The sequence below is a fragment of the Agromyces sp. NDB4Y10 genome, from assembly GCF_001620055.1.
GTDB lineage: Bacteria > Actinomycetota > Actinomycetes > Actinomycetales > Microbacteriaceae > Agromyces > Agromyces indicus.
This window is the reverse complement of record NZ_LQGY01000058.1, coordinates 14,598-27,319: the sequence shown is the minus strand read 5'-3', so window position 1 is coordinate 27,319 and position 12,722 is coordinate 14,598. Positions and strand designations below refer to the sequence as shown.

Sequence of the window (12,722 nt, the reverse complement as noted above, 5' to 3'; positions counted from 1 at the left end):
AGCGCCGGGGCGCGTCATCCGCGCCTACGCTGGAAGGACCATGGCCCACACGCACGACCACTCGCACGCCGCACACGCCGCGAACCGCACCCGGCTCGGCGTGGCGATCGGGATCATCGGCGTGTTCCTCGTCGTGCAGGTGATCGGCGGCCTGCTCAGCGGTTCGCTGGCGCTGCTCGCCGACGCGGGGCACATGGCCGGCGACCTGCTCGGGCTCGTCCTGGCGCTCGGTGCGGCCGTCGTCGCGGCCCGTCCGGCGACCGACCGCCAGACCTACGGGTTCCGCCGGTTCGAGGTGTTCGGCGCGCTCGCGAACGGCGTGATCCTCGTCGTCGTCGCGGTCGCCGTGACGGCCGGCGCGATCGGGCGGCTGCTCGCGGGCGGCGGGGGCGAGGCGCACGAGGTCGCCGGCGGGCCCATGCTCGCGGTCGCGATCGCCGGCCTCGTGGCGAACCTCGTGGCCCTGTTCGTGCTGCGCGGCGGCGCGAAGGACTCGATCAACCTGCGCGGCGCCTACCTCGAGGTGCTCGGCGACACGCTCGGCTCGGCGCTCGTCATCGTCGCCGCCGTGGTCATCGTCACCACCGGCTGGGATGCGGCCGACCCGATCGCGTCGCTCCTCATCGCCGCCCTGATCCTGCCGCGGGCGCTCATGCTGCTCCGCGACGTCATGCGGGTGCTGAGCCAGTCGGCGCCGGCCGAGACGGACGTCGCGGAGATCCGCGACCACCTGCTCGGCACGCCCGGCGTGGTCGCGGTGCACGACGTGCACGTCTGGGCGATCACGACGGGCGCCCACGTCTTCAGCGCCCACGTCGAGGTCGAGCCGGCGGTGTTCGCCGAGGGACGCGTCGGCGCGCTGCTCGACGAGCTCGGCGGCTGCCTCAGCGACCACTTCGACGTCGCCCACTCGACGTTCCAGCTCGAGCCCGAGGGGCGCGCCGGACGGGAGCCGCAGCTCCACGCGTGAGGCGAGCGGATGCCACGCGGCATCCGTTCGCGGTCAGCGCTCGCCGGGCGGCCGCTCGTCGCCGTGGCCCGGGTGGCCGTGGCCGTCGTGGTCGCCGTCGAAGTGCGGCGGACGGTCGAACACGTCGGGGTCGAGGACGAGCTCCTCGGCCTCGTCCTCATCGGTGACGACGTCTTCACCGGCCTGCTCGGCGCGGCGGGCCTTGGCCCGCTCGCGGAAGTAGTGCCAGGCGGTCACGAGCGCCGTGCCGCCGACCGCCACGAGCAGGATCACGTCGATGTACTCGCGCACGAGGAAGGCCACGGGCGGGATGAAGCCGATGAGGTAGCCGAACATCGTGAGGCCGAAGCCCCAGATCACGGCGCCGATGAAGTTGTAGAGCGTGTACCGGCCGCGCTGCATGTGGCCCACGCCGGCGGCGACGGGCGCGAACGTGCGGACGATCGGCACGAAGCGGGCGAGGATGATCGTGAGGCCGCCGAAGCGCTCGAAGAAGGCGTTGGTGCGCTCGACGTTCTTGACGCTGAAGACGCCGCTCTCCTTGCGTTCGAACACCCTCGGCCCGCCGCGATGGCCGATCTCGTAGCCGACCTCGCCGCCGACGAACGCCGCGAGCCCGATGAGCAGCGCGACGACCCACGCGGCGACCCCGAAGACGCCGTTCGGCAGCGCCGGCGTCGAGTGCGCGAGCAGGCCGGAGATGATGAGCAGCGTGTCGCCCGGCAGCAGGAAGCCGACGAGCAGGCCCGTCTCGGCGAACACGATGAAGCAGACCACGAGCAACGCCCACGGGCCGGCCGCGCCGATGATGTTCTCGGGATCCAGCCAGGGGATCAGCGCGGTGTGGATCACGGACGGCTCCTGTCGACGGACCCGGCGGAGGGCCGGTCACGGGTGCGTGGTGTCCGTGCAGTCTACCGAGCGCGACGCGGTGCGACGCCCGGGTCGTCCCGGAGTCAACCGAGCGGATGACGGACGGGCCGATCGTCGGCATGCCGGCGGCGGTACTCCACCTCCGGCCTGCCCGGCGCGCCGTAGCGGTTCGCGCGCTCGACCGCCCCGGTGTCCGCGAGGTGCTCGAGGTAGCGCCGCGCGGTCACGCGCGAGAGGTCCAGGGCGGCGGCGAGTTCGCCGGCCGAGACGCCGGCGTCGCCCGGCGCGTCCCGGATCGCCGTTCGGACCCGGTCGAGCGTCTCGCGCGTGAGCCCCTTCGGCAGGTCGCCGCCCGATGAGGTGCGGAGCGCGGCGAACGACGCGTCGACCTCCTGCTGGTCGGTCACTCCGGCACCGTGCACGCGCGACCGGTAGTCGCGGTACGCGCCGAGCTTCTCGGCGAACGCCGCGAAGGCGAAGGGCTTGATGAGGTACTGGACGACGCCGAGCGACACGGCGGAGCGGACCACTGCGGCATCCCGCACCGCCGTCACCGCGATGACGTCGATCTCGATGCCGGCCGCACGGAGCGAGCGGCACAGCTCGATTCCGGTCGTGTCGGGCAGGTTCACGTCGAGCAGGATCAGGTCGACCCCGGCCACCCGCCCGTCGGCGTCCCGCGCGTCGCGCAGGACGCGCACCGCCTCGGCGCCCGTGTGCGCGATCCCGGCGACCTCGAAGCCGGCGAGGCGCCCCACGTACGCCGCGTGCGCCTCGGCGGTGAGCGGCTCGTCCTCGACGACGAGCACGCGGATCGGCGCGTCAGGCATCGGCGGACTCCGGGTGCACCGTCGCCGCCGCCGCGGGGAGCGGCAGCGTCACCTCGAACCGCGACCCGTCGACCTCCAGTGCACCGCCGAGTCGCGCCACGGATTGGCGCACGAGGGCGAGGCCGATGCCGTGCCCGTGGTCGCCGCCTCCGGCGGTGGCCTGCTTGGTCGTGACGCCGAGGTCGAACACCCGGGCGCCCGCGGCCGGCCCGGGGCCACCGTCGGCGACGGCCACCACGAGGCATCCGTCGCGCGTGTCGATCGCGACGTCGACCGCGGGTGCGGGTGTCGTCGCCGCGGCGTCGAGCGCGTTGTCGATGAGGTTCCCGACGATCGTGATGGTCTCGCGCGGGTCGATACCCGTGGCGGGGAGCCGTTCGGGCAGGTCGACGTCGAAGCGGATGCCGCGCTCGCCGGCCTGCGCCGCCTTGCCGAGCAGCAGGGCGAGGAGCACCGGCTCCTCGACGGCGGAGAGCAGCCGGTCGGCGAGGGCCTGGCTGAGCGCGAGCTCGCTCGAGGCCAGCTCGACGGCCTCCTCGGTGCGACCGAGCTCGATGAGCGCGATGATCGTGTGCAGGCGGTTGGCGAACTCGTGCGCCTGCGATCGCAACGCATCGGAGAGCGTCGTCATCGTGGCGAGTTCGCCCGTGAGCTCCTGCAGGCGGGTGTGGTCGCGGAGCGTCGTGACGGTGCCCACGCGGCGTGCGCCGCGGTCGCCGGGGCGCTCTCGGGAGACGATGACGTCGCGGTCGACGACGAGCACGTGGGTGGGCGTGATCACGATCTCGTCGACGACGGCGTCGTCGCGGGCGAGCACGTCGGCGACCGCGGGCGCGAGGTCGAGCGCCTCGAGGGCGGCGGGCGCGGCGTCCCGTCCGGCGGGCTTCGGCAGTCCCAGCAGCTCGACCGCACGGTCGTTGGCGAGCACGACGCGGTTCCGGTCGTCCTGCAGCACGAGCCCCTCGCCGATCGAGTGCAGCACGCCCTCGTAGTACGCGAACATGCGGCTCATCTCCTCGGCGCCGCGCCCCCACGTGACCCGCCGCAGGTAGCGACTGAGCAGCCACGCGCCGAGCGCGCCGAGCGCGATCATCACCCCCGCCGCGATCACGACCGTCGCGATCCTCGCGCCGAGCGCCACCTGCGTGGTGGACACCGTGATGCCCGCGGCGACGAGCGCGACGATCTCGCCCGCGGCATCCTCGATCGGCACCACCGAGCGCACCGACGGCCCGAGGGTCCCCGTGTACGTCTCGCTGAACGGCTCGCCGCCCAGCGCGCGGTCGATGTTGCCGAGGTACGCCCGGCCGATCTCGGCGGGGTCCGGGTGGGTGAAGCGCACGCGATCGGGCGCCATGATCGTCACGAAGTCGATCCGCGCCTCGCGCATGACGTCGACGGCATACGGCTGCAGGTCGGCCGACGGGTCGTCGCCCTGCACCGCGGCGACCACGAACGGATCGTTCGCGATGGTCTGCGCGACCGCCATCGTCGTCGACGCGGCATCCCGTTCGACATCGGCGCGCGCGTCGGCCCAGATCAGGGCGACGGCGATCCCGGCGAGGACGACGATCACCGCGAGCTGCAGCGCGAACAGCTTCGCGGCGATGCTCCACCCGCGGATCCGCCGCACCGTGTCCTCCTCGCAACGCCGTCGTCGGTCTCACCCTACGACCGTCGGCGGCGGCCGGGGCCGCGTCGACCGCGAACAGTATGAACACAAGCGGATGGCGCGGCATCCGCTCGCGCATGCTGGCCCGACACCCCGACTCGTCGCCCCCGGCGACGACCGACCAAGGAAGGCAGGGACGGCAATGGCGCTCCAGTCTCGCGTCGACGGCTCGAAGCCCAAGCGGAGGATCGACCCGTCGCACTACCTCTACATCGCGGTGATCGCGGCGGTCGTCGCCGGCGCCGTCGTCGGCCTCGCGGCCCCCGAGTTCGCCGTCGGCCTGAAGCCCATCGGCGAGGCGTTCGTGCTGCTCATCAAGATGATGATCGCCCCGATCATCTTCTGCACCATCGTGCTCGGCGTCGGCTCGATCGCGAAGGCGGCGACCGTCGGCAAGGTCGGCGGGCTCGCCCTGCTCTACTTCATGCTCATGTCGACGTTCGCGCTCGGCATCGGACTCGTCGTCGGCAACCTGGTGCACCCGGGCGAGGGCCTCAACATCGCGGGCGCCTCGTACGACGCCGGAACCGGCGAGGCGAAGACCACGACGGAGTTCATCCTCGGCATCATCCCGACCTCGATGCTGTCGTCGCTCACCGACGGCAACATCCTCCAGGTGCTCTTCGTGGCGCTCCTCGTCGGGTTCGCCCTGCAGAAGATGGGCGCGAAGGGCACGCCGATCCTCGGCGCCATCCGCCAGATCCAGGCGCTCGTGTTCCGCATCCTCGCCATGATCATGTGGGTCGCCCCGATCGGGGCGTTCGGCGCGATCGCCGCGGTCGTCGGCAACACCGGTGTCGCCGCGATCATCTCGCTCGGCACGCTCATGATCGCCTTCTACGTGACCTGCGCGCTGTTCATCGTCGTGGTGCTCGGCACACTGCTGTGGACCGTCGCCCGGGTGTCGATCTTCCGCATGATGAAGTACCTCGGCCGGGAATACCTGCTCATCGTCTCGACCTCGTCGAGCGAGGTCGTGCTGCCTCGCCTCATCGCGAAGATGGAGCACGCGGGCGTGTCCAAGCCGGTCGCCGGCATCACCATCCCGACCGGGTACTCGTTCAACCTCGACGGCACGGCGATCTACCTGACGATGGCGTCGCTGTTCATCGCGTCGGCCATGGGCACGCCGCTCTCGCTCGGCGAGCAGATCGGCCTGCTGCTGTTCATGATGGTCGCCTCGAAGGGCGCGGCCGGCGTCACCGGCGCTGGCCTCGCGACGCTCGCGGGCGGACTCCAGGCGCACCGTCCCGACCTCGTCGACGGCGTCGGCGTGATCGTCGGCATCGACCGGTTCATGTCGGAGGCGCGCGCCCTCACCAACTTCACCGGCAACGCCGTGGCCGCCCTCCTCGTCGGCACGTGGACCCGGGAGCTCGACCGCGAGCAGCTGCGGTCGGTGCTCGCAGGGGAGCGACCCTTCGACGAGGCGACCATGAGCGTCGACGACCACCTCTCCGCCGACGAGCAGGCCGAGGTCGAGCGCGAGCAGCGTCCGTCGACCGAGTCGATCGCCGCGATCGTCGGCGAACTCCAGGCCGAGAAGGCCGGAGCGCGCCGGTGAGCACGCAGGTCACCGGCACGACCGGCGCCGTCGACGCGGGACGCCCCGCGCCGGCGGCGCCGGCCGCGGCATCCGTCACCACCTCGACGAAGGTGGCACCGGCCATCGCCCGCTCGTGGCTGCTCGTGCCCGGTACCGCGGACCGGCTCGCCGACCGCATCCGCTCGTCGTCGGCCGACGTCGTCGTGGTCGACCTCGAGGACGGCGTCGCGCCCGACCGCAAGGGCGAGGCCCGACGCGCGCTCGCCGCGGCCGTCGCCGAGCTCGACCGCGCCGGCATCGCCGAGCGGCCGTGGGTGCGCATCGCCGACGCGGCATCCGACGAGTGGCGAGCGGATGTCGCGCTCCTGCGCGGCCGCGACCTCGCCGCGGGCGTCGTGCTCGCCAAGGTCGAGGCGGCGGGGCACGTGCGACGCACGCTCGACGGGCTCGGGGGAGCGGCATCCCTGCCCCTCGTCGCGCTCGTGGAGAGCGCGCTCGGCGTCGAATCGGCGCTGGAGATCGCGTCGGCCCCCGGCGTGACCCGCCTCGCGTTCGGCAGCGGCGACTTCCGGCTCGACACGGGCGCCGCCGACGACCCCATGGCCCTGCTGTACGCGCGGTCGCGGCTGGTGTCGACGAGCCGGGCGGCCGGGCTCCCCGGGCCGGTCGACGGGCCGACGGTCGCCCGCGACGCGGCGGTGCTCGCCGAGGCGTCGCGCCACGCGGCATCCGTCGGCCTGACCGGGCGCCTGTGCCTCCGCGAGGAGCAGGTGGGTGCCGTGCACCAGGCGATGAGCCCGTCCACGGCCGAGATCGCGTGGGCGCTGGGCGTGCTCGAGACCATCGAGCGGTCCGGCATCCGCGACGGCAGCGACCTGCCGCGCCTCGCGCGGGCCCGCGGCGTGTGCGATGCGGCGGAGTCGTTCGGGCTCGACCTGGCGGTCGCTCCGGCGACGTCCGCATACGCGGACTGAGCACGACGTCGTCGTCTGCACCGAAAGCCCCCGCTCGGGGGACGACGTGAGGTGAGGAATCCTCTAGTCTGATGCCGCGACCGACAGGGTCGGCATGCGTCGCGACATCGGGGGGACGCGATGGCCGAGTGGCAGGACTTCTATCGAGCGCCCGGCGGCGCCTTCGGCATCCTGCCGAACTCGCAGTTCTACGGGCCGCAGGGGCACCGCGGCAAGGACTTCATCCACGGCGCCGGCACGCCCATCCCGGCCTACCTCCCGGGTCGCGTCGCGAGCCTGCCGCGATCATCCGTGCTCGGCCGCTGCGTCGTCGTCGAGCTCGACGAAGGCCGCTTCGCGGGCTGGGCGCACGTGCGCGGCATCGCGGTCTCGGTGGGGACGCGGGTGCGACCGGGCGACACGCTCGCCCACGTCGCCGGTGCGGGCGACTCGCCCGGCACCGCATGGGCCGGTGCCCATGCGCACACGACGCTCGGCCGAAGCGTCGACTCGATCTTCTCGGGCCGGGTCGAGGACCCGATGGGGCTCATCCGCCCCGCCATCTCCTCAGCCGCGCCCGCGATCCTGATGGTGGAGGATGACATGTTCAGCGACAGCGACCGGACGCGCATGAACAACATCTGGGCCGGCCTGTTCTCCGGGGCGTCGGTCGAGACCGACCCCGGCGTCGTGCGCCGATTCAACTACGGCGTGCTGCCGATCGTGGCGCACAACCAGACCCTGATCGCCCAGCAGGCGGCGCGTATCGCGGCGCTCGAACGCGCCGTCGCGGAGCTCGCCGTGAGCACCGGCGCCCGCATCGAGCCGCCGCCCGTCCTCGACATCCCGGAGCCGCCGTTCGCCGAGCCGATGATGCCGGAGCTGCCGGTTTCGGTCGAGGTCGACAACGTCGACGGCATCGAGGTGCTGAACGCGCGAGGCGGCGACGAGGGCCTCGGCGAGGAGTTCGGGGGAGCCGACGGAGAGCGCGTCGAGCGTTGAGCCGCCCCGCCGTCCGTGCCCCACGCCGGACGGCGCGGGCCCTCCGAGCCGCCGTCGTCAACCACCTTCCGCGCCGTCGGGGCGGCGCTCCATACTGAGCCCGTGGGCACGGCGCTCCTGTTCGGCGCGGTCGCGTCCAGCGCACTGCTGCTGGGCGCGTTCCTCGGCGTGCGCGTCGCGTTCCCGAAGCGCCTGCTGGCCATGCTGCTGTCGTTCGCGGCAGGCGCCCTCATCACCGCGCTCGCCTTCGAGCTCTTCGAGGACGCCTACGAGCAGGGTGGCATCGTGCGCGCCGCGATCGGCCTCTTCGTCGGCGCCGTCGTCTTCACCGGGTTGAGCGCGCTGCTCGACCGCTGGGCGCAGCCGACGCGGCGGGCGAAGCCGACCGCCGAAGTCGAGGGCAGCGTGAAGCTCGACACGGATGCCGCGGCGTCCGACCGTCCGCCCACGTCGGCGTCGACCCGCGGCACGGCCGGCCTCGCGCTCCTCGCCGCGGTGACCCTTGACGGGGTGCCGGAGAACCTGGCCCTCGGCGTCTCCTTGGGCGCCGCCGGCTCCGGGGGGCTCGCGCTGCTCGCGGCGATCTTCGTCTCGAACCTGCCGGAGGCACTCGTCGGCGCGTCGTCGATGCGGTCGCAGGGGCGCTCGACCGCCTCCATCCTGAGCCTCTGGACGGGCTGCGCGGTGCTCCTCGTGATCGCGGTGGTCGTCGGTGCCGGGCCGCTCGCGAACTCGGACCCGGAGACCGTCTCGCTGCCGCTCGCATTCGCCGCCGGCGCCGTCATCGCCTCGCTCGCCGACACGATCATGCCCGAGGCGTACGAGCACGGGGGCCCTGCGGTGGCGATGAGCACGGCCGCGGGGTTCGTGCTGTCGTTCGTGCTGTCGCTGGCCTGACCGCCGACGATCAGCCGTCGGGCTCGGCGATGCGGCGGAACCTCGGCACGGTGCGCCCCTCGTGCACGACGGCCTCGGCGAACATCGCCGCGGGCCGCACCCAGGTCCCGCGGTCGCCGGACAGCTGGCGGTACACCACCAGCCATTCCTCCGTCTCGCTGTGCCGGGCGGTGGTCAGCACCTCGTAGCGGGGGCCCTTGTAGTGCTCGTACAGGCCGGGTTCGATGTCCGGCGTCGGTTCGGGGGCGGTCACCCGCCCCATCGTACGGATGCCGCGGCCCGCTCATCCCCGACGCCGCCGCCGACGGTGCGAGGCGGGGTCGAGGTGCTCCCGCCCTCAGCGGTTCGCGTGCAGGATCTCCCGCTGGTACGGCGCGACGACCCGGTCGGAGACCCGGCAGTCGAGCAGCAGGAACCGGCGCTCGCCGACGGGCTCCGCCGCCCACTCGGCGAGCCGATCGAGGTCGGCGAGCTCACGCACCACGACGGCCTCCGCGCCGACCGCCGCGGCGAGTCCCGCGAAGTCGGCCTGGGGGATCCGCATCGGCTCGGGTGCGAGGCCCTTCGCGCCGTAGACGTGCACCTCGGCCCCGTAGACGGCATCGTTCCACACGACGGCGATGCCGCGCCCGCCCGCGGTGCGCACCGCCGACTCGAGATCGGCGAGCGCCATGAGGCCGCCGCCGTCGCCCGTCGTGAGCACGACCGTCGCGTCGGGCCGCGCCGCCGCAGCGCCCGGCACGCTCGGGAAGCCGAGTCCGATCGACTGGAACGCGGTGCCGACCATGATCATCCGGTCGGGCGAGGCGACGGGCCAGTACATGTTCGCCCAGCCGATGAAGTGCCCGCCGTCCGAGACGACCACGCGGTCCTCCGGCAGCAGTTCGGCCAGCCGCGCAGCGACCGACCGCGGGTCGAGCCGGCCATCCTCGGCGGTGCCCGTGCCCGGGTCGTGCCGAACGGATGCCGCGACGTCGACGCGTTCGCGCCATCCGCCGTCGGGTCGCGACGTCCCGGTCGCACCGAGCTCGGCGACGAGGGCCCGCGCCACGAGCGCCGCATCGCCGCGGACGTACGCACCGACGTGCGGATGCGTCGCCGTGGGCGCCGTGTCGACCTGCGTCACGTGCGCACCCGGAGCGAACAGCTCGCCGAACCGCATCGTGAACTGGTTGAGCGACGCGCCGAACACGACCGCGACGTCGGCCTCCCGCACGAGCTCCATCGCGCCCTCGGCGCCGAAGCCGCCCGCCACCCCGAGGTCGAAGCGCGCGTCGGGGAAGATGCCGCGCCCGAGCGCCGTGGTCGCCGTCAGCGCGCCCGTCGCCGCGGCGAGCTCGCCCAGCGCCGCACCGGCACCGGCGAGCCACGCGCCGCGGCCGGCGAGCAGGAGGGGCCGCTCCGCGATCGCGAGCCGCTCCGCCAGGCGACGGATCGCCGTCGCGCCGAAGTCGCCCGCCGGCTCGAGCGGCGCCGGCAGCCGGAGCGGCACGGTGGGCGGCACATCGCCCGCCTCGAACGACGCGACGTCGTAGGGGATCGCGAGCACCGTCGGCACCCGGTACGACAGGGCGTGCTCGATCGCGATCACCGTCGTCGCTGCGGCATCCGTTCGCCCCACCGTGTAGGTGCGCGCGCCCACCGCCGATGCGAGCGCGATCTGGTCGACGCCCCACGGCCGCGGACCCGAGGTGGGTTCGTCGCCGACGACGAGCACGAGCGGGACTCCCGCCTGGACGGCCTCCGCGAGGCCCGTGAGCGTGTTGGTGAACCCGGCGCCGTACGTCGCGGTCGCCGCGGCCAGCCGGCCCGACGCCCGGAAGTGCGCGTCGGCGGCGACGACCCCGCCGACCTCGTGGCGGACGGCGACGAACGCGGCATCCGTCTCGCGCTCGAGCGCATCGAGGAAGTAGGCGTTGCCGTTGCCCATCACCCCGAAGACGTGGTCGACGTGGGCGGCGAGGGTGCGGGCGACGTGCGCGGAGACGGTGGGCATGGCGAAGCCTCTCGAGACATGACGGACGGGGAGGGGTTCCGTATGTGTCTCGCGAGGAGCCGGGACGGCTGCGTCGCTTCGTGCCCCTTTTCCGAGCACCGGCGCATCGGAGCGCCTGGACGGGCCGAGTCTACCGGGCGTCCGGCGGGGTGGGACGCCCGGCTGCGACGACCCGGCGTGACGGGTGCGCCGACGCCGGCACTGGCGTCGTGCCCTGCGCGGGAGGAGACTTCACCCATGGACGATCGCGATGAGGCGGTCCGCCTCGCTGTCTACCGCGGACTCGCCGCAAGCGGGCGGATGCCCGCCGCCGATGCCCTCGCTGCGCACGCCTCGCTCAGCGAGGCCGAGGTCGCCGACGCCCTCGAACGCCTGGCGGCCGCCCGCCATGTCGTCTTCGACGAGGAGCACCGGATCGTGCTCGCGCATCCGTTCGCGACCCGCAGCTTCGGGTTCTCGGTCATGGGCGGACGCACCATCTGGTGGGGCGGCTGCGCGTGGGATGCGTTCGCGATCCCGCACCTCGTGCCCGACGAGCCGCACGCGCTCATCGCCACGACCTGCCCCGCGTGCGGGAGCCCGCACGCCTGGACGGTCTCGCGGGCGGAGGAGCCCGACGCGCCGCAGGTCGCGCACTTCCTGGTGCCGGTCGCGCACGTGTGGGACGACGTGGTGCACACCTGTTCGCACCAGCGCATCTTCTGCTCCGAGGACTGCGTCGATGCCTGGCTCTCGCGTACGGGAAACGAGCGGGGGTACGTCATGGACCTGCCGACGCTCTGGCGGCTCGCCGCGCACTGGTACGAGGGCCGCCTGGACTCGCCCTATCGCCGCCGTGAGCCGGCCGAGGCGCGGGAGTACTTCGCGAGCGTCGGGCTCACCGGGCCGTTCTGGGGGAGTTGAGCGGGCCGAAGGTCGGTGACGGATGCCGCGGGCGCCATCGGGCGGTGGATGATGGTGGCATGCCCGCCGCCCACCGTCCCGGTCTTCGCGTCGACGCGGCGTTGACGATCCCGGAGGCGGAACTCGGCTGGCGGTTCTCGCGGTCGTCTGGTCCCGGCGGTCAAGGTGTCAACACCGCCGACTCCCGGGTCGAACTCGTGTGGGACGTCGCGGCGTCGGCCGTCCTCTCCCCGGCCCAGCGGGAACGCCTCCTCGAACGGCTGGGGAATCGCCTCGTCGGCGGAGTGCTCACTATCGCCGCGTCCGAGCACCGTGCGCAGTTGCGCAACCGGGACGCGGCGCGTGCTCGCCTGGCCGACGTGGTGGCCGAGGCGCTGCGCCCGCCGTCGCCCCCGCGGCGACCGACCAAGCCGAGCCGCGGCGCGAAGGAACGGCGCCTGGACGCGAAGAAGCGGCGGACCGACGTGAAGCGCCTGCGGCGCCCTCCCCAGGACTGAGGATCGCGAGCCGCGGCCCTCGGCGTGATTTCTCCTGCTGCTCCCGACGGATGTCAATACCCCTCCGCGATCGCCCACCGACTGATTGGGTGTACGGCGGTGCATCTCGCACCGGGCAACACCTGACTGCCAACCCGAAGGGCACACATCTGATGACGAACACCACCCGGAACGTCGAGACCCGACGATCGACCGAGACCAAGGCCGCGTTCAAGACCACCGAGTTCATCGCGTACGTCGTGGTCCTCGTGGGCGTCCTGATCGCGTCGGCGGTCGTCGACAACGGTGAGGACGGACAGGGATTCGGCGCCGAGCAGGCGTGGTTCTTCGTCACCCTGCTGACGATCGGATACATGATCAGCCGCGGCCTCGCGAAGGCCGGAAGCCGCGATTTCGCCGACCGCGACGAGCGCGCCGACCGACGCTGAGTCGCATCGACGAGTGAGCGGGGAGCAATCCCCCTCACGCGCGGACGGGCCGGGCCACTCCTCGCAGCGGACGTGCGACCCAGCCGAGCTTTCGTGGGACCCTCGGGCAGAGCCCGAGGGTCCCATGCCGTTCCGTGCCCGCCCCGCTGAGCGGC

General features: G+C 73.2%; 13 protein-coding genes. 8 read left to right on the top strand and 5 right to left on the bottom strand.

Features of this window, described 5'->3' with window-relative positions; all coding sequences use genetic code 11:
• Positions 1 to 40 precede the first annotated feature (40 nt).
• On the top strand, positions 41 to 970 hold the full coding sequence (locus AVP42_RS13945) for a cation diffusion facilitator family transporter (RefSeq protein WP_067950071.1): 930 nt from the start codon (positions 41 to 43) through the stop codon (positions 968 to 970).
• 33 nt (positions 971 to 1,003) lie between these two features.
• Here the strand turns inward: AVP42_RS13945 and AVP42_RS13940 are convergent, their stop codons facing one another.
• From AVP42_RS13940 to AVP42_RS13930, 3 genes are all read right to left on the bottom strand, one after another.
• A complete protein-coding gene (locus tag AVP42_RS13940) occupies positions 1,004 to 1,822 on the bottom strand; it encodes a DedA family protein (RefSeq protein WP_067950069.1) in 819 nt (272 codons plus the stop codon).
• 104 nt (positions 1,823 to 1,926) lie between these two features.
• Positions 1,927 to 2,673 (bottom strand): response regulator, encoded by a 747-nt coding sequence (locus AVP42_RS13935; RefSeq protein ID WP_067950067.1) that lies wholly within the window; start codon positions 2,671 to 2,673, stop codon positions 1,927 to 1,929.
• Positions 2,666 to 4,306 (bottom strand): ATP-binding protein, encoded by a 1,641-nt coding sequence (locus AVP42_RS13930; protein WP_067950065.1) that lies wholly within the window; start codon positions 4,304 to 4,306, stop codon positions 2,666 to 2,668. Before AVP42_RS13930 ends, AVP42_RS13935 begins: the two co-directional genes overlap by 8 nt.
• A 181-nt stretch (positions 4,307 to 4,487) precedes the next feature.
• On the opposite strand from AVP42_RS13930, the gene AVP42_RS13925 reads away from it, so the two are divergent.
• The 4 genes from AVP42_RS13925 to AVP42_RS13910 all read left to right on the top strand — a co-directional run bounded on the left by AVP42_RS13925 (position 4,488) and on the right by AVP42_RS13910 (position 8,743).
• Entirely contained in the window at positions 4,488 to 5,909 is a 1,422-nt protein-coding gene (locus AVP42_RS13925) for a cation:dicarboxylate symporter family transporter (protein ID WP_067950063.1), read from the top strand.
• On the top strand, positions 5,906 to 6,865 hold the full coding sequence (locus AVP42_RS13920) for a CoA ester lyase (protein ID WP_082847292.1): 960 nt from the start codon (positions 5,906 to 5,908) through the stop codon (positions 6,863 to 6,865). Before AVP42_RS13925 ends, AVP42_RS13920 begins: the two co-directional genes overlap by 4 nt.
• 120 nt (positions 6,866 to 6,985) lie before the next feature.
• Complete coding sequence (locus AVP42_RS13915) at positions 6,986 to 7,846, top strand: M23 family metallopeptidase (protein ID WP_067950061.1); 861 nt, start codon at positions 6,986 to 6,988, stop codon at positions 7,844 to 7,846.
• Positions 7,847 to 7,948: 102 nt separating this feature from the next.
• The gene (locus AVP42_RS13910; RefSeq protein ID WP_067950059.1) at positions 7,949 to 8,743 is read left to right on the top strand and encodes a ZIP family metal transporter; all 795 of its coding nucleotides are present in this window, start codon (positions 7,949 to 7,951) and stop codon (positions 8,741 to 8,743) included.
• A gap of 10 nt (positions 8,744 to 8,753) precedes the next feature.
• On the opposite strand, the gene AVP42_RS13905 is transcribed toward AVP42_RS13910, so the two are convergent.
• Positions 8,754 to 8,996, bottom strand: coding sequence for a DUF1653 domain-containing protein (locus tag AVP42_RS13905; RefSeq protein ID WP_231878638.1), 243 nt, complete (start codon positions 8,994 to 8,996; stop codon positions 8,754 to 8,756).
• Positions 8,997 to 9,080: 84 nt separating this feature from the next.
• Positions 9,081 to 10,739 carry a thiamine pyrophosphate-binding protein gene (locus AVP42_RS13900; RefSeq protein ID WP_067950057.1) on the bottom strand — a complete coding sequence of 553 codons (1,659 nt, stop codon included), beginning with the start codon at positions 10,737 to 10,739 and terminating at the stop codon, positions 9,081 to 9,083.
• 237 nt (positions 10,740 to 10,976) lie between these two features.
• On the opposite strand from AVP42_RS13900, the gene merB reads away from it, so the two are divergent.
• From merB to AVP42_RS13885, 3 genes are all read left to right on the top strand, one after another.
• Complete coding sequence (gene merB / locus AVP42_RS13895) at positions 10,977 to 11,642, top strand: organomercurial lyase (RefSeq protein ID WP_067950055.1); 666 nt, start codon at positions 10,977 to 10,979, stop codon at positions 11,640 to 11,642.
• A gap of 59 nt (positions 11,643 to 11,701) precedes the next feature.
• Positions 11,702 to 12,139: an alternative ribosome rescue aminoacyl-tRNA hydrolase ArfB gene (gene arfB, locus AVP42_RS13890; protein WP_067950053.1), complete on the top strand. Its 438-nt coding sequence runs from the start codon at positions 11,702 to 11,704 to the stop codon at positions 12,137 to 12,139.
• A gap of 152 nt (positions 12,140 to 12,291) precedes the next feature.
• The gene (locus tag AVP42_RS13885) at positions 12,292 to 12,567 is read left to right on the top strand and encodes a hypothetical protein (protein ID WP_067950051.1); all 276 of its coding nucleotides are present in this window, start codon (positions 12,292 to 12,294) and stop codon (positions 12,565 to 12,567) included.
• Positions 12,568 to 12,722: the final 155 nt, after the last annotated feature.

Bases quoted from the DNA above. Each gene is read 5' to 3' on its own strand.
- AVP42_RS13915 (WP_067950061.1), top strand. From the start codon at position 6,986: ATGGCCGAGTGGCAGGACTTCTATCGAGCGCCCGGCGGCGCCTTCGGC.
- arfB (WP_067950053.1), top strand. From the start codon at position 11,702: ATGCCCGCCGCCCACCGTCCCGGTCTTCGCGTCGACGCGGCGTTGACG.
- AVP42_RS13925 (WP_067950063.1), top strand. From the start codon at position 4,488: ATGGCGCTCCAGTCTCGCGTCGACGGCTCGAAGCCCAAGCGGAGGATC.
- AVP42_RS13900 (WP_067950057.1), bottom strand. From the start codon at position 10,739: ATGCCCACCGTCTCCGCGCACGTCGCCCGCACCCTCGCCGCCCACGTC.
- AVP42_RS13945 (WP_067950071.1), top strand. From the start codon at position 41: ATGGCCCACACGCACGACCACTCGCACGCCGCACACGCCGCGAACCGC.
- merB (WP_067950055.1), top strand. From the start codon at position 10,977: ATGGACGATCGCGATGAGGCGGTCCGCCTCGCTGTCTACCGCGGACTC.
- AVP42_RS13935 (WP_067950067.1), bottom strand. From the start codon at position 2,673: ATGCCTGACGCGCCGATCCGCGTGCTCGTCGTCGAGGACGAGCCGCTC.
- AVP42_RS13885 (WP_067950051.1), top strand. From the start codon at position 12,292: ATGACGAACACCACCCGGAACGTCGAGACCCGACGATCGACCGAGACC.